The 19,428-nt window shown below is 62.2% G+C and carries 9 protein-coding genes; 1 reads left to right on the top strand and 8 read right to left on the bottom strand.

Annotated elements, in window-relative coordinates:
* Positions 1 to 104 precede the first annotated feature (104 nt).
* Positions 105 to 1,484 (bottom strand): Shedu immune nuclease family protein, encoded by a 1,380-nt coding sequence (locus ACWFRB_RS02930; protein WP_452638715.1) that lies wholly within the window; start codon positions 1,482 to 1,484, stop codon positions 105 to 107.
* 1,229 nt (positions 1,485 to 2,713) lie between these two features.
* Here ACWFRB_RS02930 and ACWFRB_RS02925 point away from each other — a divergent pair.
* On the top strand, positions 2,714 to 6,460 hold the full coding sequence (locus tag ACWFRB_RS02925) for an AAA family ATPase (RefSeq protein ID WP_452638713.1): 3,747 nt from the start codon (positions 2,714 to 2,716) through the stop codon (positions 6,458 to 6,460).
* 262 nt (positions 6,461 to 6,722) lie between these two features.
* Here ACWFRB_RS02925 and ACWFRB_RS02920 read toward each other — a convergent pair whose 3' ends face one another.
* The 7 genes from ACWFRB_RS02920 to ACWFRB_RS02890 form a co-directional block, all read right to left on the bottom strand.
* Entirely contained in the window at positions 6,723 to 7,910 is a 1,188-nt protein-coding gene (locus tag ACWFRB_RS02920) for a phosphorylase family protein (protein WP_452638711.1), read from the bottom strand.
* A 299-nt stretch (positions 7,911 to 8,209) separates the two neighbouring features.
* Positions 8,210 to 8,428: a hypothetical protein gene (locus ACWFRB_RS02915; protein WP_452638710.1), complete on the bottom strand. Its 219-nt coding sequence runs from the start codon at positions 8,426 to 8,428 to the stop codon at positions 8,210 to 8,212.
* Between the two features lie 1,088 nt (positions 8,429 to 9,516).
* On the bottom strand, positions 9,517 to 10,215 hold the full coding sequence (locus ACWFRB_RS02910) for a hypothetical protein (protein WP_452638708.1): 699 nt from the start codon (positions 10,213 to 10,215) through the stop codon (positions 9,517 to 9,519).
* Positions 10,216 to 10,407: 192 nt separating this feature from the next.
* Complete coding sequence (locus ACWFRB_RS02905) at positions 10,408 to 13,485, bottom strand: type III restriction-modification system endonuclease (protein ID WP_452638706.1); 3,078 nt, start codon at positions 13,483 to 13,485, stop codon at positions 10,408 to 10,410.
* 4 nt (positions 13,486 to 13,489) lie between these two features.
* On the bottom strand, positions 13,490 to 15,451 hold the full coding sequence (locus ACWFRB_RS02900) for a site-specific DNA-methyltransferase (RefSeq protein WP_452638704.1): 1,962 nt from the start codon (positions 15,449 to 15,451) through the stop codon (positions 13,490 to 13,492).
* Positions 15,452 to 15,479: 28 nt separating this feature from the next.
* The gene (locus tag ACWFRB_RS02895; protein ID WP_452638703.1) at positions 15,480 to 16,163 is read right to left on the bottom strand and encodes a DUF4391 domain-containing protein; all 684 of its coding nucleotides are present in this window, start codon (positions 16,161 to 16,163) and stop codon (positions 15,480 to 15,482) included.
* Positions 16,156 to 19,428 (bottom strand): helicase-related protein, encoded by a 3,273-nt coding sequence (locus ACWFRB_RS02890; RefSeq protein WP_452638702.1) that lies wholly within the window; start codon positions 19,426 to 19,428, stop codon positions 16,156 to 16,158. Before ACWFRB_RS02890 ends, ACWFRB_RS02895 begins: the two co-directional genes overlap by 8 nt.

Genomic DNA, 19,428 nt, shown 5'->3' with positions numbered 1-19,428 from the left:
TCGTCGGGCATCGGCGTGTGCCGGAAACGGACGATTCCTCGACGGACAGACACACGACCAGTCGACGCGAATCCCGCGTCCGGATCCAGTTGATTTCCGGTGCCTCAGCTTCCTTCGCCGCTTGCGTTCGCTGCCTGCTGCGGGAGAAGGAACTCTCGCAGGAGCTTGAGCTGTTCCAGGATCTCGTCGTACGTCACAACCTTCACACTCCGCGAGTTCGCTCGATACAACTCGAACGACTTTTGCTTGGCAGGCTCGTCCGTGGATGGGGTGCGCCCAGCAATCACGAAGCACGAAACCGCGTATGACTCCAGATCCCACTGCCGCGAGTTGTTCTTCATCGTTGGAAAGTTCATCGACAGCTGGTACGCCTGATCTAGCACCTGCGTGATTGCGCCTTCGAGTTCCTTGGAGGGGCCGAACACGCCCGACCGATACTCGGTTGTGCCGAGCAGTGACGTCGTCGGTTTCTTGATCTCCACCAGAGCAACATTGTTGGTCAGCGAGTTCTTGAAGAGGTAGTCGGTAATCTTGCCGCCGCTGCCCGTGAATCCGCCACCGCCGACAGTCGCACCCGACTGAACACTGACCATTGGTGTACCGAATACCTGCTGGAGCGCAAAGGCGTTGTCGTCGAAGAAGTTCTGCCAGAACCCCTCGTTCGCCTGCTTACCCAGAGCGTCCTCATAGGACAGAATGAGCCGATCGAGGTTCACAAGCTCGACGTCACGGTGGAGCTTCAGGAACTTCTCCGGACGTGTCTGTGCAAGCGCAGCCGACTCGGACGCGACCGCGCCGATCAACGCGTCCTGCTCTTGCTCGGTCAGCTCTTCGACGCCATGAGCCGCCTTCGTCAGTACCCGGGACACCGGGTGCCGGCCGAGACTGAATTCCACCGGCTCCAGCTGGATGGTAGAAGCCAAATCGTTGTGAACGAAAGCATCTTTGACACGAGCAGCCGCATCGTGGCCACGACCGTTGATGCGTTGGATCTCCGACCAGAGCGCGTCGAAGCGGTCCAGTCCGAGCCGCAGCGCCTTCCCGTCTACGGCGACATCCGCCCCTCCCATGAACGAAATTTCGTCGCATTTGGTGTGCTTCTCGATCAAGCGCACGAGACGATTGCAGTCCTTTTGCAGCCCCAGTCCATAGGCATAGTCCTTGATGAACCCACGCGGCAACTCCTCGTCGAGTACCGAATAGAAATCGAGATCGTCGACGTCCCTCTCCTCGACGATCAACGTCAAGGTGTGAATCTTCGGGTACTTCGGCAGGAGGTACCCCTCCCTGTCCCGGAGTGTGTTGATCGGGAAGATGCGCAGCTCTGATCTGGCCGGCGAGAAGTTGAGTATCCTCACCCCGTCAGCAGCACTCACGCCCTTCGCTGGTGGATCGACCGGGACGAAGAATCCGTCGACCTCATTGTCACGATGTCGAACCTCAAGTCGGCCGTTGCCATCCTGGTCAAATCCGAATCTCGCCACGAAGTGAGTGTCTCATCCTCAACGTCGGGCGGAGTTCGACTCTCCCCCAGACGACTTGATCCGACCGAGCAGATCGCCGCCCCGATCAGCGATCTGCTAACGGTGACGCATCTACATTGACGAGCACGGACGACGCGTCCGGGATCGGTCAATGTGCAGCGGTGTGTCCTGTCAATCTGCGCTGCATCTCGACATGACGTTGGCCGGCGATGGCTTCGTCGCTCGATCCACGTTGTTCGGGCCGGTAAAGATGCCCATGACGCGATCACCGTCGAAGGTGCGAACGTGGCCATCCAGGTAGCGGATGACCTTCGTGCTGACATTGAGGAAAGCGCGGAAGGTTTGGGCCGCGGCTTCCCTTGTCCGCGGCAGCCTCAAGCCCCGACGAGTTGAGCGTGTCCGTGTAGAGGTAGGTCGCAGAAACGAGCTTGCCCTCGTCACATCGCATCGGCCCATTCCAGGTCCGCCGTAATCCGGCGCCTAACCAGGTCAATGCGACGAGTGCGTCGCGGTCATGTAGCACTCCCGGGTGTAGCCGAGGTCCTTCGCAGTGCCACAGTCCGGACAGAACCGATACACCTCAACCCTCGGAGTATCGGCGCCCACACGGCCGCCGATAGAGCAGCCAGAATTTACGCACGTCTTGAGCCAGAGTCGATCATGTGGAACCCGGCCGACCACCCCGACAGGACACGGACCGATCGGCACGCTCAACACGAGAGACTAAGCTTCGGATCTCGGTCGGTCGAGAACACCGACCCGGCAGCGTCCAGGTCGCCGAGGCGACGGACCAGGCAGGGATCGAACTCACCGACTGCATCGGATGGAACGCCTATCCCTGGTACGAGGACTCGGCAGCATGCCATCCGACCTGCAGGATCCGTACCTGCACTGGTGGGATCCGCCGATCCAGGTGATCGCGGCTTCCGGAATTTCGGTCCGTCTTCGTGTTCGGCCGGGCACCCGAGCGGGCGTGGGACTGTTTTGGGAAGGCATACCCGAGGACTCGGTTGAGCATGCGCTACTTCCCTCACCGCTGCACCGGACCCAAGGGGTATCCAGGGAACCCAGGCGCAGCAGAAGGAATAGCGACGCAAGTTGAACGCGGATATGGCCCGTGCCAAGCGTGGGATCGAGGGACCTCCACGCAGCTGACGATCGAGCCCGGGTTGCACCTCGATTGCGGCAACACTGGCTGATTTGTCGGTCCGGGCTGAGAAGGTATGCGAATGACGCAGATCATTCACCTCTCGATGCGCGTGCCGTGGCGTGACCGGGCCTGGGACGGACACGTGTGCGATCGGCCGCTGGACAACTCGTCGTGCCTGCTGCTGAAGAACATTGGCGACAAGCGGGACGACGCGTACGAGAGCAGAAACGCCGGCTCGTCGATGCAGAATCTGATCGCCGAGCAGCTGCCGTGTCTGAGCGAGCGTGCGACGTTCATGTCTGAGCGGGGCTACTCGATCGTCAAGACACATCCGTACTCGACAAACAAGGTGCTCGCGGGCACGCTGCAGCCGACACCGGTCGTCATGCCGGGGTACGCCTTTGAGGCCGTTCCGTTCCGCTGGCTGAACCGGGAGATGTTCGAGGGCGAACTCGGACCCGACTGGCCGACAGACTATGAGGGTGCCGCCGAGGACCGGATCGGCGATCTGCTCGGCTTCACCCCCCCGTGGATCATGGACGGCGCCAACCAGCAGGCCGTGATCCGGTCGTTCTTCGAGCCGGTAACGCCTGGCGAGTCGCTGGTGTTCGCCTACCTCAAGCACTCGCCATTCCAGGAGGGAAGCACGCGCAAACTTCTTGTTGGCGCCGCCCGGGTCACCGAAGTGCGGACGCCGGGCATGTGGAGAATGCAGGGGTCACCCCCGTTCGAGTCGTCGATGTGGGAAACCGCGGTTGCCCACAGCCTGCGGCAGGAAATGCGGGACGGGATCCTGCTGCCGTACCAGCAACTCGTCCCCCTGCTGGAGAACGGAATCGACGTCGGCGGCGCGTTGGCCTGGGAGCCGGAGGGGCGCGGCATCGAGTTCTCCTACGTCACCGAACACGTCTCCAATGATGCTGCGATCGAGGCGCTGATGAGTCTTGCCACGGCCGCGCGCGAAATCGCCGCGCTGGGCATCGAGATGCCCGCGAGCGCAGTCCAATGGGTGGACGACCAGTTGGGCCGACTGTGGCAGCAGCGCGGCCCGACCCCCGGCCTCGGTTCTGTGCTGGCCCACCTGAACGTGAGGGGCGCGCACGGCGTCAGCCGGCGCGTACTGTCCGAGGTATCCAACACCGAGAGCCCGTGGGAGTACCTCGAGGCCGGCTTTGCGGACCCATCACGGTTCCCCGACGAGCTGCGCTCCGCGATCGGGAAGTCGACCGCGCGCATCTGGAATGCGCAGCCGGATGAGTACCGGGCTGCAATGAGGATGCTCTCGGCGTTCGACGTCACCCCGGCGCAAGTCGAGATGATCATGAGCGGCGACACCGCGGAGCCGCTAACGCTCGAGGAGTTCCTCGACAATCCGTATTACGCCGCGGTGTGCACTTACACCGACCCGCGGCACATCCCGCTCAGCACGATCGACCGCGCGTGCTTCCCGCCCGATCACGTGTTGTGGGCGTCGCCGCTACCCGACTCGGCGACGATGGACGATCACCTCGACGACCGCCGTGTCGGTGCGCTCCTCGTGGACGTGCTCGAACGGGCCGCAGAGAAGGGCAACACGGTTCTCCCACAATCGGAGGTGCTCGCGCGCGTCGCAGAGGTGCCGGTCACGATGCCCTGCCCACTCAATGACCAGATACTTCTGGGTCTGGATCTTAACGCCGCGAGCCTGCCCTCCGAGCTTGATGAATACTGGACACCGATTCTCGGAACCGTTGTCGGAGAAGGGGTTCCCGCGTACAAGCTGTTGCGGTTGGCGGCGGTGGCGGCCGTGATCCGCCAGCAGGTGGACCCAAGGCTTGCCGCGCCGCGGTACGCCAACATGGCGAATGCGCGGGCGGCGATCGACGACGCGATCGACGTTCCGATCGACGACGACCCGGAGGAAGAGGCTGCGCGCAGCGAGAAGGCCGTCGGCCTTGCAGAGCTGTACGCGTCCCCGCTGTCGGTGCTTATAGGCCCGGCGGGCACCGGCAAAACTACGCTACTCAGAGCCCTCGTGTCGCTTCCGGGTGTCGCGGGCAGCGAACCTATCCTGCTGGCGCCGACCGGAAAGGCTCGAGTCCAGCTTCAGCAGAAAGTGGGATTTCCGGCGCGAACTCTGGCCAGTCACCTGAGCCGATCCGGCCGATACGACGGGCACAGTGGCCTGTACCGGGTCGGGGACGATCGATCGGAACGACAACGCGCAGACTTGGTCGTGATCGACGAGGCGTCGATGCTCACCGAGGAGATGCTCGCGGCGACACTGGATTCCTTCTCCAGCATCAAACGTCTCGTACTCGTCGGCGATCCACGGCAGCTCCCGCCGATCGGCGCCGGGCGGCCATTCGTAGACCTTGTGACACACCTGCGCCCCGAAGCATTCGATTCGCCCGTCCGTGTCGGGCCGGGGTACGTCGAACTGCAGGTAACCCGCCGTCAGCGAGATTGCAGTGGGGCGGATCTCGCGCTCGCGAAATGGTTCGGTGGTGGCGAACTCGGGCCAGACGACGACGCGATCTGGGAGCAGCTCGGCAACGACCCTGATCAGAAGTCGGTCCGGTACGTGAGCTGGGCGGGTCTTGGCCCCACAGAGGTGCTCACCGACGTCTTGCGGGAGGAGCTACCGCTCGACGCCCATCCCGACCCGGAGATAGCGTTCGCACTCACCTACGGCGGAACATGGAACGATCCCTACTTGAACTGGGAGCCGGGGCCGAAGGGGGCCGGTGAACGGTCGGAGAACTGGCAGGTACTCACGCCGACCCGGTCCCGGCAGTTCGGTAGCGTCGAGATCAACCGGCACGTCAAGCGCACGTTCCGGACCAGTGACACACAGTTCGCCGCCACGCGGCGGAGCTGGAACATCCCCAAACCGATCGGGCCCGAGCTGATCGTTCGGGGGGACAAGGTTATGCACACCCGGAACAGCAGGATGAAGGCGTGGCCGAAGGGGACCGGCCTCGACTACGTCGCGAACGGTGAGATCGGTGTCGTGGTCGGACGACTCAGCAAGAAGAAGAACGTCCCGGCGAAGGTCGAGTACTCGTCGCAGGTGGGTTGGACGTACAGCTACTGGTCGTCCTCCGCGGAGGACCCGTCGCTTGAGCTCGCATGGGCGGTAACCGTGCACAAGTCGCAAGGGTCGGAGTTCGGCATGACGTTCGTGGTGATTCCGTCACGGGTAACTGTGTCCCGCGAACTGCTGTACACGGCCCTGACACGTCACGTCGATCGGGTGGTCATCCTGCACGAGGGAACGTTGACGGAGTTACGTGACCTGGCCCGGCCGTCGGCCTCGGAGACAGCCGCCCGGCTCACCGACCTATTCCGCCCGCCGACACCGGCTGAGATCACCGTGGCCGGAACCGCGCACCGTGTGGACGCGAACCTCGTTCATGTCACCGGAACTGGCGTCCTCGTGCGGAGCAAGAATGAGGTGATAATCGCTGACATCCTGCACACGGTGGCACCGGGAAGGTGGAAGTACGAGGAGATCCTGACCGGTGCGGACGGGACAGTGCGTTCCCCCGACTTCACGGTCGAGACGATGCTCGGCGGCACCGTGGTCTGGGAGCATCTCGGCATGCTCGACGACCCGCAGTACGCCGCGAAGTGGGCTGCGAAGAAGGATTGGTACGCCCGCAACGGGATCCTTCCGTGGGACAAGGGCGGCGGGCCGAGCGGAGCCCTAGTGTGGACTGACGATCGAGCAGGGGTGAACGTGCCGGAGTGGCGAGCGCTGGCGGAGCGGGTGCTCGCGGGCGAGACCAGCGCGGCGAGACCAGCGCCGACGAAGAAGGCGCCGCCTCGCAGGCGCGCTCGCTGAGTACGCCCGACCGGTGGATAAGCGAACGGGTGGTGAACGGGCAACCCTCACGGCCAATTCTCCGATAGCCCCTGCGCCTACCTTGACACGCTGTCAATTGGATTCGACGGACCCGCGCGGTCAATGGCATTCTGTCGCAGGGTGAGAAGCTCCTGGGCACGTGCTCGAACGACTGGCGCACAGGCGGTGATCGGGTCAGGTTGTTGGCTAGGTGGGGAGGGAGGTGGGTGAGAACTGCGAAGTTAACCAGCTGCAATCGCGGCTAGTGATCTTTGAGTTCTGCGAACGCGCCTTCCTCGACAAGTAGTCGGAACTGAGAGGCAGAAGCGGTAGCCGCGAGCTCGTGTAAGTCATCATTCTTCGACGAGTCCGCGAAATCGCAGATTCCTTTGATTACCGTTACCTTCGCGCCGCGACGCTCGGCCGCTGCCGCAACTCCGAACGATTCCATGTCTATGGCTGCTATCTTCCGATGATGGTTCAGCAATTCGTCACGATAATCTCCTCCTGCAACTACCTTTTCGCCACAAGCCATTACAACGTCGGTATGCAGTTGCACATGTGAAGCCTGGCGACTGTTCAATCCGCCGAGGAACGGGACGACAGAGGCTCGGCGCCTGACAGGCTCATATGTGGGCTTCCACGTTGGCGCACCCGCATTCGTGAGGTCAGTTACCTTCTGGCCCTCGTAGTAGACGACCTGGGCGGGCATGACCACATCCCCTAGTTTCACCCGTTCAGGAATACCGGCCGCGATCCCGAGTAGAACAGCGTGAGGCGCTTTTGTCCGGCGCAGGCCGTCGAGCGTGCTCATTGCGGCACTGACGGACCCCATACTGTTGACGAGTTCGAGTTCGATGAGCCACGGATTTCCATCTCGGTCGTCCAGCTCCACCCGTGCTCTGTCGCCGAATTGGTCGGCGCGCAGCGCCGCTACGGCAGCCCGGAACTCCTCGGGAAGAGCCGTGACAGCCAATATGTCCGCACGGCCGGCCGGCGGAACTGTACCCAAGTCATACATGTCCGCCGCCGTTGCACTGGGAATCCGTTCAGCGAGAACGGGTTGAAACCGATGCGGCTCGGCTTCGTCCTGCCAAGCGCCGCCTAAGAAGATGGGGATCGCTTCGAGCATCTCCAGCAATGAGTTCCGGTCGGTGTTTCTGATTGTGGACTCGTTGACGATGCTCTGCACGGAGCTATCGGAACCGTGGAAGATATCGAGATAGGGTTCGGTTTCCCAGATATCTTCGGCATTGGCTCGCGTTATCCGTCCGTCATGGAATACGAGGAGGTCGATATCGGATCGGGTGCTTCCCGTTCGAAACCTACGAGATCCAAACAGGTACACGTCAAAATGGATGCCTTTCAGGATCTCGCCGAGTTCGATCATTACGGCGGCGAGGTCTACCGATCTGACGCCCGGCCCCTTGGCACCTCTGCGGAGTGACATGCCCGGAAGCATACGTGCGCCTGCGCGCAACCCCGAGTGAGGATATGCCCCCGGGCTTCTCGCCGTTCGTATGCTGGCGACGTCTCCGGCGCTCCCTGCAACGTCGCGATCGCAAGCGATTCACGAGTTGGCCCCGACGTAGTCGCCGGGGCTGGGCAGTGTGATGCCGGTCTTGTGGGGGTAGCCATTGCGGTATAGCCGGGCGTTGACTTTCGGCCCACACCCATTGTGCCGCTGCTGGTCTACGGGCGACCCTCAACGATCAGCGCCGGCTGCGTCCGGGTAAGCAGGGCCTGCGGTCAGCGGGTGAAGATCCCTCGTGAGGCGTAGGACGATTTCACGAGGAGCGGAACAGCCCCGGTCGCGGTGAACTGCGCTGGCAGCAGCAGACGTTGGCGGCCAGAGTCGAACGCCCGCAGGGTGCCCACGCCGATGCGCTGCCGGACCCGGGCTGGTGTGACGCCGAGGCGGGTTGCGGCGTCGGCGACAGACAGAGACGTCGCGACCAGGGTCACCATGCGGATGTCGCGGTCTAGGCGCACGGCTGCTGCCGCGCGGGATCGGCACTGAGCCCGGCCTCGGCGACCATCTGGCGTCGTGCTCGGGTAGCGCGGGGATGGCCGCGTGCGGTGTGTGCCGTCCCTGCAGGATCCGCACGAGTTCGTCGCGGCCGATTTCGGTGCCTGCCACGTCCCGCAGCGCGTCCTTGAAGTCGAGGTCTCCCCGCAAGTAGCGGGTTTCCACAGCTTCAGCATCGTTCACGACGACCATCTGCCGTCTCGTTGACCTTCGCCTTGTGCCACAAACCTCCGACACGGTCGCCGAAGTCAAGGCAGGCGGGGGGAGTCCTGACTGGTGTGTGACCGAAGCGCAGCAGGAATTCACAGGGCCCCCGGTGGCGCCACCGGTCCCGAACCCCGGACGGGAGCATCTCTGTCGTAATCCAGCGCCTTTGGAGCCGGCCGACCCGCCAAACCGGGCGCATCGCCCGGTCCCGGTAACCGCCGATATGACATTCAGCCTGGTCGTGGATGTTGCCACCCTTGGGTGAGCGTCCGGCAGAAGCGCACCGCCGCGCGAGGTCGAGCGCGGGTCAGGAATACAGACCCGGGCCGAATTGGTCAGGGTCGAAGAGTTTCTGAGAACCGCTGCTGCAACCGAGGAAGCGCGGCCACTGACGGCGCGTGAGCATGAGCTGGTTTCGAAGGCCCGCCGGCTACGACGCTTGCCATACACGCGGATCGGCCCCAAGGCCCAGCCTGCCAAACGCTCCGTGCGCGCTGGCCGGCCAGCGCCTAGCGGAGGCGGGCGCTCGGTCGAATCGGGCGGCTGCCGGGGCAGGGGCGAGGCGCCTAGGAACCGAACCGAACGAGTCGGCGTTCGGGCGGCGAAAGCGGGGATTACAACATCTCTTTGGCCCGAGAGTGGTTCACACCGCATTGATCATCCTTCGACCACCGGTGAGATGACCCGCGCCTCCTCTCGACACTGCCAGGATTTTGTCGGGTGGGGCAGCCGGCACCTGCTGGGTGCGCCGCGTGGGGAGTTGCCTGTGGTGTGGCGGCCGCCACCGACGCCAGCATGTAAGTTGGGTACCCGTCCCAGGTCAGTCGCTCGGAGCCAACGGCAGACCGATCATCTCCTCGAGCTCGGCTCGTCGTCGCGGCTCCAACCTGTTCCAAAGGTCTCGATTCAAGTACCAGTAGAGCCCGTCGGCATGGACGCCGGCATGCTCGCCCCAGTGTCCGTCCGCGAGTTGGTCTTTGAACGTGGTCTCGTCTTCGCCACTGATGAAACGCATCAGTGGGACGTCGACGCGATGGGGCACGACCGTGAAGTTCGTGAACGTCACAGCGTCGGGATCGATGTACCACTCAGCGTGGCGGCGGCGGATTGCGTCGAGGGCTTCTTCGAGGGATGACCCGGATCCGAAGTCCTGTAGAAGCGAGTGAGCCGCAGTTGATCCCCGCAGGTCGCGTATTGCGTCGAGCGGTGCCACGACCTCCACCACCGCTGGCGGGTCCATCAGACGGTGCGCGAGCACCCACAGGTGCCCCTCGTAGGACTGGTTCCAGTCGAAGCCGACGTGTGGATGCCGGATCCGGTAAACCGCCCACAACGCCTCCCACGTCGCTTCGGGTGCCCGATCAACCCAGCTCCCTGCACGATCCGCGTCACCGACGACATAGACCCTGTTCGGTCGGGGATCGAGAATCGCGAACCGGTGGTGCTTCTCCAGGTCGGCGATCACCTCATCGGCCTGGAGCCCGTGATCCTCCGCGACAGCTCGCACCTGCTCCGTCACCGGGCACTGAGTAGCGGCTCCGCGAGACATCGAGACATCGAAACACGCACTACAGCACAGCGAGCTGCCGATCCACGATCGGGCGCCGAAGGGGCTCCTATGTCAACCGAGCACTGCGTATTGCATCTGACGAACCAGCAACACCGAGCGCGCACGAACGGGGCTCGCCACCCCCTGCAGCCCAACATGCCGTCATGCGGTGACGAGCTGCATGAGTTCGGTGTAGTCGGTGACGACGTCGTAGACGACGCCCTCGCCGTTCTTCTCGTTGAGGGATGCGAAGAACTTGCGGGCGCATTCGATCTTCGCCTGTTCGACCCCCTTCAGTTGCATTGTCGAGAGAGAGCCCTTCGTCTCGGCGACGAAGTAGACGTGCTTGACACTGCCCTCGGTGAACGCGATGGCCCAGTCGGGGTTGTAGTCGCCGACTGGGGTCGGGATGAAGAAGCCCCGCGGCAGCTTCGCGTAGACCGCAACCTCATTGCTGCTGTCGATCTCGTTCACGAAGTCGCGTTCGACCTTGGAGTCGGTGACGACGTAGTCGTAGATGTGCTTCTTCAGCTTGCCGCCGGCTTGGGCGAAGTCTTGCTTGGTCTGGTTCTCCGTGAAGATCGCCGAGTCAAACCTGTCTTCCAGCGCGTCGTAGGTCAGGTGCTCGACGATCACGGTCGCCTTCTGCTCGTTGATGAGCCGGGCGGCCTCGGTGATGAACTGCTCCGGATTGAGTCGGAACTTCGCGAACGTCGCCGGCGTGACCCCGCCCAGAATGGCAGCCGCGGTACGCCGGGTGAGCTGTGTCTTCTCGGTGATCTCGCCGAGTAGGTCGTACTTCACCTGCGACCCGGCGGTGACCGACTCGGTATGGGTCTGCGTGCTCGACACATCGAATCCGGCTGCGTTGGTGAGGTCATCAGCTTCGAGGGAGTCCCTCTGCTGGCCGGCCTGGACGACGTACTGCATCGCGGACACGTTGAGGTTCTTGTCGAGCGCCTGAATGCACTTGCGGATCAACTCATTCGAGTCGAACTCGACCTGGTAGACGGCCTTGTGGTTGATCCGACGCCAGAGCGCCTGAAACTCCTTCTTCGCGAAATTCGTCTCGTTGAACGGAATCTTCTTGGGCTTGCGGTCATCGGTCGGTACGGGCAAATCGAGGTAGAGCGCGTCCACGAGCGGCCAAACGGAGTCGATGACCGGTCGTAGAACCTCGGACGCGGGTTCGGCGAGCGTGCCGGCCTCTCGCGCCTCCATGTACGTCTCGGAGATCGTGTCGTCGTCGTTGAGGTAGTCGTTCTTGATGAGGTACTTGTACAGCGCCTGCGCGAGCGCCTCCTCGACGACGGATTCGCCGCTGGGCGTCTGGATTGTCTTGCCGGTGAAGAACTTGACGCTCGCCTTGCGCGGCCGTGCAGCCAGGGACTTCGAGATCTCCTGCTGGAGCCCGGTGACGAAGTCGGTGTAGGACTCATCGGTGACGACCGTCAGCTCGTTGATGTCGTGCACGGTGACCGGGTTGTCCATGCGCTCGCCGTGCTGGTCGACAGCCAGCCGCAGGCCGCGCCCGATCTCCTGGCGGCGCGAGACCGTGTTGTCGCTCTTCTTGAGCATGCCCATCACGAACACGTTGGGGTTGTCCCAGCCCTCGCGGAGCGCGGAGTGGGAGAAGATGAACCGCACCGGCTCCGCGAACGAGAGCAGACGCTCCTTGTTCTTGAGGATCAGGTCGTAGGCGTCGGTGTCGGTGGACTGTCCCTTGTCGTCGCCCCGACCGCTGACTTTGCCGTCGACCTGCCGTGTGGACTTCTTGTCGATGGAGAAGTATCCCTCGTGTACTGTGCGGACCTCGTCGCGGAGCAGGTATTCCTGGTGCGCAGCGGTTGAATCGTCGAGTGCGAGCTCACCGAGGACCTCGTCGCGGATCGTCCGGTACTCCTCTTCGAAGAGGCGGGCGTAGTCGCCGAGGGTGTCCTCACGGTCGTAGTCGCGGTACTTCGCGACCTCGTCGATGAAAAACAAGGAGAGCACCTTGATCCCCCGACTGAACAGCTCCCGCTCCTTGTCGAGGTGAGCGCGAACGACTTCGCGAATCTGGATGCGGCGCTTGGTCTCCTCGGTCACGTCACGGTCGGCGAGCTGGCCGGCAACGACAACGTCGCCGTTGCTGAGTTCGATGACATCGCGGGTGGCGTCGATGTCGGTGATGAACAGCCCCTTATAGGCCTCGATGCCGTTGGAGATGTCGTGCAGGTTGGTGCCGACGTCGAGGCGTTTGACCTGGCGTTTAATGTCGGCCTTGGTCTGGACTTCGATCTCGATCCGGGCACGGGGCTTGGCGCCCTTGGCGATCTCGATGGCGTCGAGGTAGAGGTATGCGGTGGAGCCAGCGAGCCCCTTGACCGTGATGCCTCGGACGGCGATCTTCTTGACCAGCTTCTGATTGTAGGCGTCGAGTGCGTCGAGGCGGTGGACCTTGGTGTGCTCGACCTTGTGGGTGGCCGAGTAGCGCAGCATCATTAGCGCGTTGAACTCGGCCAGTGACGTGAGCGACTTGTCCGCGCCGATCTTCTGCGGCTCGTCGATGATCACGACCGGGCGGTTGGCCTTGATGACGTCGATGGGGCGGCGGGACTGGAAGTCGTCGAGCACGTCGTAGATTCGCCGGTTGTCCTTGCCGGACGAGTTGAACGCCTGGATGTTGATGATCATCACTTGCACACCGGCGTCGGAGCTGAACCGCTCCAACTCGTGGAGCTGTGACGAGTTGTAGATGAACGAGCGCGGCTTGGTGCCGTAGAGCTGCTGGAAGTGCTCGGCCGTCACCGCGAATGACTTGTGCACGCCCTCGCGGATCGCAACCGACGGTACGACGATGATGAACTTCGACCAGCCGTACCGCTTGTGCAACTCCATAATCGTCTTGATGTAAACGTACGTCTTGCCCGTGCCGGTCTCCATCTCGACATCAAGGTTCGGGGCCTCAGGCGCCGCCTTGCTGTCGGCCAATTTGGTTGACTGTGGGAGGTTACGGGACCGCTGGACCTTGTGGATGTTCTCCAGCAGTTGCGCACCGGTGAGCGCGATCTCGGCGTTCCGCAGGCCGGAGTCCGGGGCCTTGTCCGCTTCGAACAGTCTCGGGTTGACGACCGGCTTCGCCTTGCCAGGGTCGATTCGGTACGCGACACCGTCGTGCTTGGGCTGGCCGGCGAATACCTCGACGACCGAGTCGACGGCATCGGTTTGGTACTGCTGGACCTTGAACTGAAGTTTCATCGGGTCAGATCGCCTTCACATCCGTCGCGGGCGACACTTCACGGAAGATCTGCTCGGCGTTAATCCGGGCGTCGTCCGATGCGAAGCTGGAATCACGGAAGACTGCGCGCAGTGGCTCACGCTTGGCGATGGCGCGCACAAGCTCGGGGCTCACCGCAGCGTCAAAGCAGGCGATCAGTGCATCGTCTTCAACGACAAGGACCTCATGACCGTCGATCTGCTCAACGCGGATGGGCATCGTAAGGTCGAGGCCCCAGTCGAGCATCACCTGGAACAGCAGGTCCTCTCCCGAACGGCCCGGCTTCACACTGCCTTCCAACTCAGCGAGAGCAAGCTGATCAGTCTCGTCAGGTGCGCGCAACACATCAGCTGTGTTGGTCGTGTCAACGTTCAGGGCGCGGAAGCCCAGGTCCGTCGCACCGCTGAGTTGCTCGCTGCTTTCCGATGCAAAACGCGATGCGACGCGCCGAATACGGTCTCGCGCGATGTCAGCGATCGTTTCGTAACCGGCCGCCGCCGCTGGACTCTTCATCGGAACCATTTCGTCGAGCTGCACCATAATGAAACGTCGCGAGCTGCCACTTTTCGCGTTCAGGTCGAGGATGGCGTGCGCTGTCGAGGCAGACCCAGCGAAGAAGTCCAGAACGATGTCGTTCGGTCCGGTGAGGTATTCAATAAGTCGACGGAGGTCCTTCCAATACTTCGGATTGTCAAAGACACGAGCACCCATTAGGTCGTTAAAGTCCACTGTCGCCGTCTGCGCATAACTGTAGTGAACTGAACCCATGACAAGGCCTGAAGACTCAAAGAGGTATCGCACCACTCTTGGCATCGTGCTCTCATCTGCCCCAAAGACGATACGACCACTTGCAACTTCCTCGCCGAACCGCTCCTTTGTGGGAAAACGCCAGCCGCTCGTTGGCTGCTTGCAAGGAAGGTGCGTTTCGGGGTGGATCACCTCGTAGCGCGGCCCCCCACCACCCGGCCAGGAGATATCGCCGTCGTCCCTGTAGGGGCCGCGAGGACCCGCCTTGCTGTATCGCCCCAGTTTCCGACGCTCATCGCTGGCGGGAAAGTCGGATGTGTACTTACGCCATGCTTGCTGTACTGTCTCCCAGTCTCCCTCAAAACTCCGGCAGAGACCCTCGTAGAAGACTCGCGCTTCGGCAATTCCCGACTGTGGCTCCTTAAGGCGAATCCCTAGTTCGTCAAGATTAGCTTTGTTACGTGCATATATGAGCATATATTCATGGCCGACTGAAACATACTTTGCGTCGTTCTTACGATTTCGATCCCACACAAGTACCGCAATCTCATTTGCTGAGCCCATCACCTCATCGAGTACGGCATGCAAACTCCCAAACTCCGCGTCATCGATGCTGACAATTAAAAATCCATCGTCGGCAAGCAGGTTCCGAGCAAGCTTGAGCCGGGGATAAATCATGCTTAGCCAGTTGGAGTGGAATCTTCCATTCGATTCCGGATTCGAAATCAGTCGTGCACCATCGGCGTCACTTTGCTCTGACCTGAACAGATACTCTTCGGTGGTCTCCGCGAAGTCGTCGTTGTAGACGAAGTCATTGCCGGTGTTGTACGGAGGGTCGATGTAGATCAGCTTGACCTTGCCGAGGTATGACTCCTGGAGCAGCTTCAGCGCTTCGAGGTTGTCCCCTTCGATGAACAGGTTCTTGGTGGTGTCGAAGTCGACCGACTTCTCTCGCACGGGTCGAAGGGTCTTCGCGATCGGGGCGTTGGCTGCGAACGCGGCAGCACGCTTGCCGGGCCAGTCCAGCTGAAAGCGTTCCTGCGGTCCCTCAACCACGTGATCGGAAAGCTCTTGCCGCAGAAGGTCGAAGTCGATGGCCTTCTTCGGGTTGCCGTCGACGTCGAGCGTCTCGGTGACGACGTTCGGGAACAGCTTGGCGAGCTTGTCAATGTTGGCGTCGGTCAGGTTGGGCGACGTCATGCGAAGTTTCTCCACGGTTACTCTCTGCCTATCTTTCAACCAGCACAGTTAGTTCGGCTTGCCTTGTCTTCAGTGCACGCCTCAGCTCGATCTTGCGGTTGAGTTGAGGCTCGGTGCGGAGTTTGCGCTCCAGAGAGGCGATCTCGCGTTCGAGCTTGCGCACCTTCTCCAGTCTTGCTGCGACCTCTGACATGCCCTCACCCGGCCGCGTCGCCACCGGCGTCAGGGGATCCAGGAGGGCGAAGTAGAGGGCGGGCAGTGTAATCGAGGTCGGGAGCGGCTGCCGCTCAATCTCGGCCGACTGCCAGGCTGTGCTGTAGTAGGCGCTGAGCTTCGGCGCACCGGAGCTCAATAGTTTGTGCGCGGCCACCATTCGAATGGTCCGCGTCTGCCCCTCGCAGCTGCCGATCTCGAAGATTATGGGGAACGGGATTGCCCTGTCGATCGCGGTCAACACCGGTTCGGAGACATCATTGCCCTTCGCGTCGATCTCGAAGACCTGGATCTCGGGGACCGCAGTGCTGCCTGCCAGGTTGATCGTGCTCTCGGCGAGCTTGTACGCCCAGGTGATGCGTTGTACCTCGGTGATGAACTTCTCGCGTACCGCTGTGGAGACGGTGCCGTGGGAGTAGAACTTCTCCTTCGGTACTCGCCTGCCGAACTGCGCAGCGGTGGGCCAGCGGTATAGCGGGTTCACGCCGGGGTCACCCATCGGCCGGTGCCTCGTCGTTGGAGTCGACGACGGCGATGAAGGCGACTAGTTCGAAGTCGTCGAGGCCTGCGATGGTCTGGGTGAGCGCGGTGGTGCGGCCGCCGGTGAACAGGCTGTCGATGTCGCGTTCCTCTGTGACGTCGATCATCGAGTGGATCGCATCGGTGAGCAGCGCGGAGTACCTGCCCATGTCCGCACCCTCGCCGGTTGCGGCGTTGAAGGTACGGACGACGTCGGCGACGGGCTGGTCGTAGGGGCGGCATCCCGCGCGGATGAGGTCGAGCAGGTGCTTGGCCTCGGTGTGGTCGGCGATGACGTTGCCGTCCTCGTCGAGGTAGACGAGGTAGTGCGGGTGGAGTCGGTTGCCCCGGTTGATGTTCTCGTCGGCGTTCACGTTGCGAAGCGCGAAGATCACGCCTGGCTTCAACCCCTTGGCGGGGTCCGCCGGCACGACGGCGTGCAGGCCCTTCGGTGCAGCGGCAAGGTCGCCGTACTCCTTGAGGTAGCCGAGAAGGTCCATGCGGAAATCGTTGAGGCCGAGGTCGGTGATGGACACTCCGGTGCGGACGTCTTCGAGTTCGATGACCTCATCCTGCAGCTTACGGAGCTGTTCCTTGCGGAACGCCGAGTCACCGTCCTCGAGGGTGAGGACGTTGTCATCGGCGGTGCCGGCCAGGTCGGCGATGACCATCCGATTCTCGACGCGCTCCTTGAGGTTGATGTACTCGTCGAGCGAGATGTCTGGCCAGAAATTCACCAGCTGAATCAGGGTGTTGGTCGAGCCGATGCGGTCGATGCGGCCGAAGCGCTGGACAATCCGGACCGGGTTCCAGTGAATGTCGTAGTTGATCAGGTAGTCGCAGTCCTGGAGGTTCTGGCCCTCGCTGATGACGTCAGTGCCTATGAGTACGTCGACCTCGCGTGTCTCCTTCGGCATGGTGAGGTGGCGCTGCTTCGACCGGGGCGAGAACATCGACATGACCTGCTGGAAGTCGAACCCGATGCCGAGTGTCGTCTTCGCGCCGTGGCCGCCACCGGTGATGAGGGCTGTCTCCAGCCCCGCCTCGGTTAGAGCGGGCGCGAGCTCGCGGTAGAGGTAGTTCGCGGTGTCGGCGAACGCGGAGAACACCAGGACTTTGCGGTTGCCCGGGTTGATCGGGTGGGCGGCCTTGCCCTCGACGAGCCGCTTGAGCGTTTGGAGTTTGAGGTCACGCTCCGGGGTGACCTTGCACATCTCGTCAACCAGCTTGCGGAGGGTTTCGCGGTCGTTCCACAGATCCCAGCGCCAGGACTCGATGTCGATATCGTCGAGGTCGATCTTGATCTTTTTCCCGATGGACAGCGCCTCGAGGTTCGCGTCGTCTTCGTCGTCCACATCGAGGTCGAGGTCCGAAAGGTCGGTGCCGAGATCGGCGGTGGAGCTGCTGTGGGTGTCGAGGAGACTCAGGGTCCGGTCAACGGTGAGTTCGATCTTGTTCAGGGTCAGGCGGAAGGCGTCGACCGAGCTCTCCAACCGCTTGAGGAGGTTGACGGTCATGAGCTTCTTGAGGCCTTGTTCGCGCCCACTCTGGCCGAGGTTCGATCGTGCGTTGCCGGCGGTGACGTTGTACAGGTCTTCGTACTTGCCGATGCGGCTCGGGAAGACGTATGTCAGCGGCGTGTAGACGGCGAGTGTGAGTGCCTGGAGTTGCTCAAAAATGTCGTTGAATCCGGGCACGTCGCGCAGGTCAGTGAGGGGCTCGCGGATCGATCTCGGTGGGAGCCGCTCGGGGAACGCGCCGACTTCCGTTGTGTCGTAGAACGCCTGAATGTGTTTGCGCGACCGGGCAATCGTGACGGCGTCGAGCAGCTCGAAGAAGTCGAAGTCGAGCATCTGCAGGATGCGATCGGTCGTGCGGTCCTCCGGGTCGAGCTTGGACCACTCGTTGAACACTGTCTGCGCATCCTTGAAGACCTTCTCGACCGTGGTCGAGGTGTTCAGGTGCCGGGAGAGGTTCTCCGACTCACCCTCGTATGCAAGCTGGAGTTGGTTCTTCAGATCGTTGAACCGGTTGTTGACCGGGGTGGCCGAGAGCATCAGCACCTTGGTCTTCACGCCCTCACTGATTACCTGGCGCATGAGTCGCTGATAGCGGGACTCCTTCTCCTCGGCGTAGTCGGCGTTGCGGAAGTTGTGCGACTCGTCGATCACGACGAGGTCGTAGTTACCCCAGTTGACCCGGTCCAGCCTGAGCCCCAACGACTCTCCGCGGGTGCGGGACAGGTCGGTGTGGGCGAGGACGTCGTAGTTGAAGCGGTCGCCGGCGAAAATGTTGGTGGTCAGGTTCGCGTTGTAGTTCGTCCAGTTCTCGGCGAGCTTCTTCGGGCACAGCACGAGCGCCGACTTGTTGCGCAGCTCGTAGTACTTGATGACCGCCAATGCGGTGAACGTCTTCCCGAGCCCGACGCTGTCGGCAAGGATGCAGCCGTTGTAGGTCTCCAGCTTGTTGATGATCCCGGTCGCCGCATCGCGTTGGAAATTATAGAGGCTGTGCCAGACCTTCGTGTCCTGGTAGCCGGTCCGGTCGTTGGGCAGTACATCCTCGTTGATGTCGTCGAGGAACTCGGCGAACAGATTGTACAGGATCAAGAAGTAGATTCGGGCCGGAGAGTTCTCCGCGTACACGCTGGCGATGTGTTCGTAGACCGCGTCGGTGACGTCATCGAGCTGATCCGGGTTGTTCCAGATCTGGTCAAACAGCTGGACGTACTGCGCGGTCGCCGGCGCCTGGTCAAACCTATTCACGAGGTTCGAGACAGCATTGCCCCGCTCGTAGCCGAGATCTGCGGTAGTGAAGCCCTGAAGGGGCATGTAGGCGGCCGTGTCATCCACCACCGCGAACTGCTGCATCGGGTTGCCGGTGGCGTTCGACCGGAACGTCACCTTCCGGCGCACCCAGTCGGCACACTCCTTGGCAATCGCACGCTGGGTGAGCTTGTTGCGCAGCCTGATCTCAAACTCCGAGCCGTACAAACTCGACTCGGCGTTCTCAGGCGGGATGAAGTACTCTCGACGCTCCTTCCGGAGCTTGTCTGTCACTTTGTCGGTCACGAACGACGGGGAGGTGAAGATGAACTCCAGTTCGGAGACCAGCTCGAGCTCTTTGCGCAGCGCCTCGAACGCGAAGATTGAGAAGGTGGATGCCGCGATGCGCACCTTCGAAGCAGGCGTTATCTCGGCCTTGAGGTCGTCTCCGAGCAGGTCGTTGACGTTGTCGATGAGCAT

It is taken from the genome of Rhodococcus sp. NPDC055112 (genome assembly GCF_053607505.1).
This window is presented reverse-complemented; position numbering and strand designations above follow the sequence as displayed.

Coding starts and splice junctions, on each gene's coding strand:
- ACWFRB_RS02925 (WP_452638713.1), top strand. CDS start 2,714: ATGACGCAGATCATTCACCTCTCGATGCGCGTGCCGTGGCGTGACCGG.
- ACWFRB_RS02920 (WP_452638711.1), bottom strand. CDS start 7,910: ATGTCACTCCGCAGAGGTGCCAAGGGGCCGGGCGTCAGATCGGTAGAC.
- ACWFRB_RS02915 (WP_452638710.1), bottom strand. CDS start 8,428: ATGGTGACCCTGGTCGCGACGTCTCTGTCTGTCGCCGACGCCGCAACC.
- ACWFRB_RS02905 (WP_452638706.1), bottom strand. CDS start 13,485: ATGAAACTTCAGTTCAAGGTCCAGCAGTACCAAACCGATGCCGTCGAC.
- ACWFRB_RS02900 (WP_452638704.1), bottom strand. CDS start 15,451: ATGACGTCGCCCAACCTGACCGACGCCAACATTGACAAGCTCGCCAAG.
- ACWFRB_RS02895 (WP_452638703.1), bottom strand. CDS start 16,163: ATGGGTGACCCCGGCGTGAACCCGCTATACCGCTGGCCCACCGCTGCG.
- ACWFRB_RS02890 (WP_452638702.1), bottom strand. CDS start 19,428: ATGCTCATCGACAACGTCAACGACCTGCTCGGAGACGACCTCAAGGCC.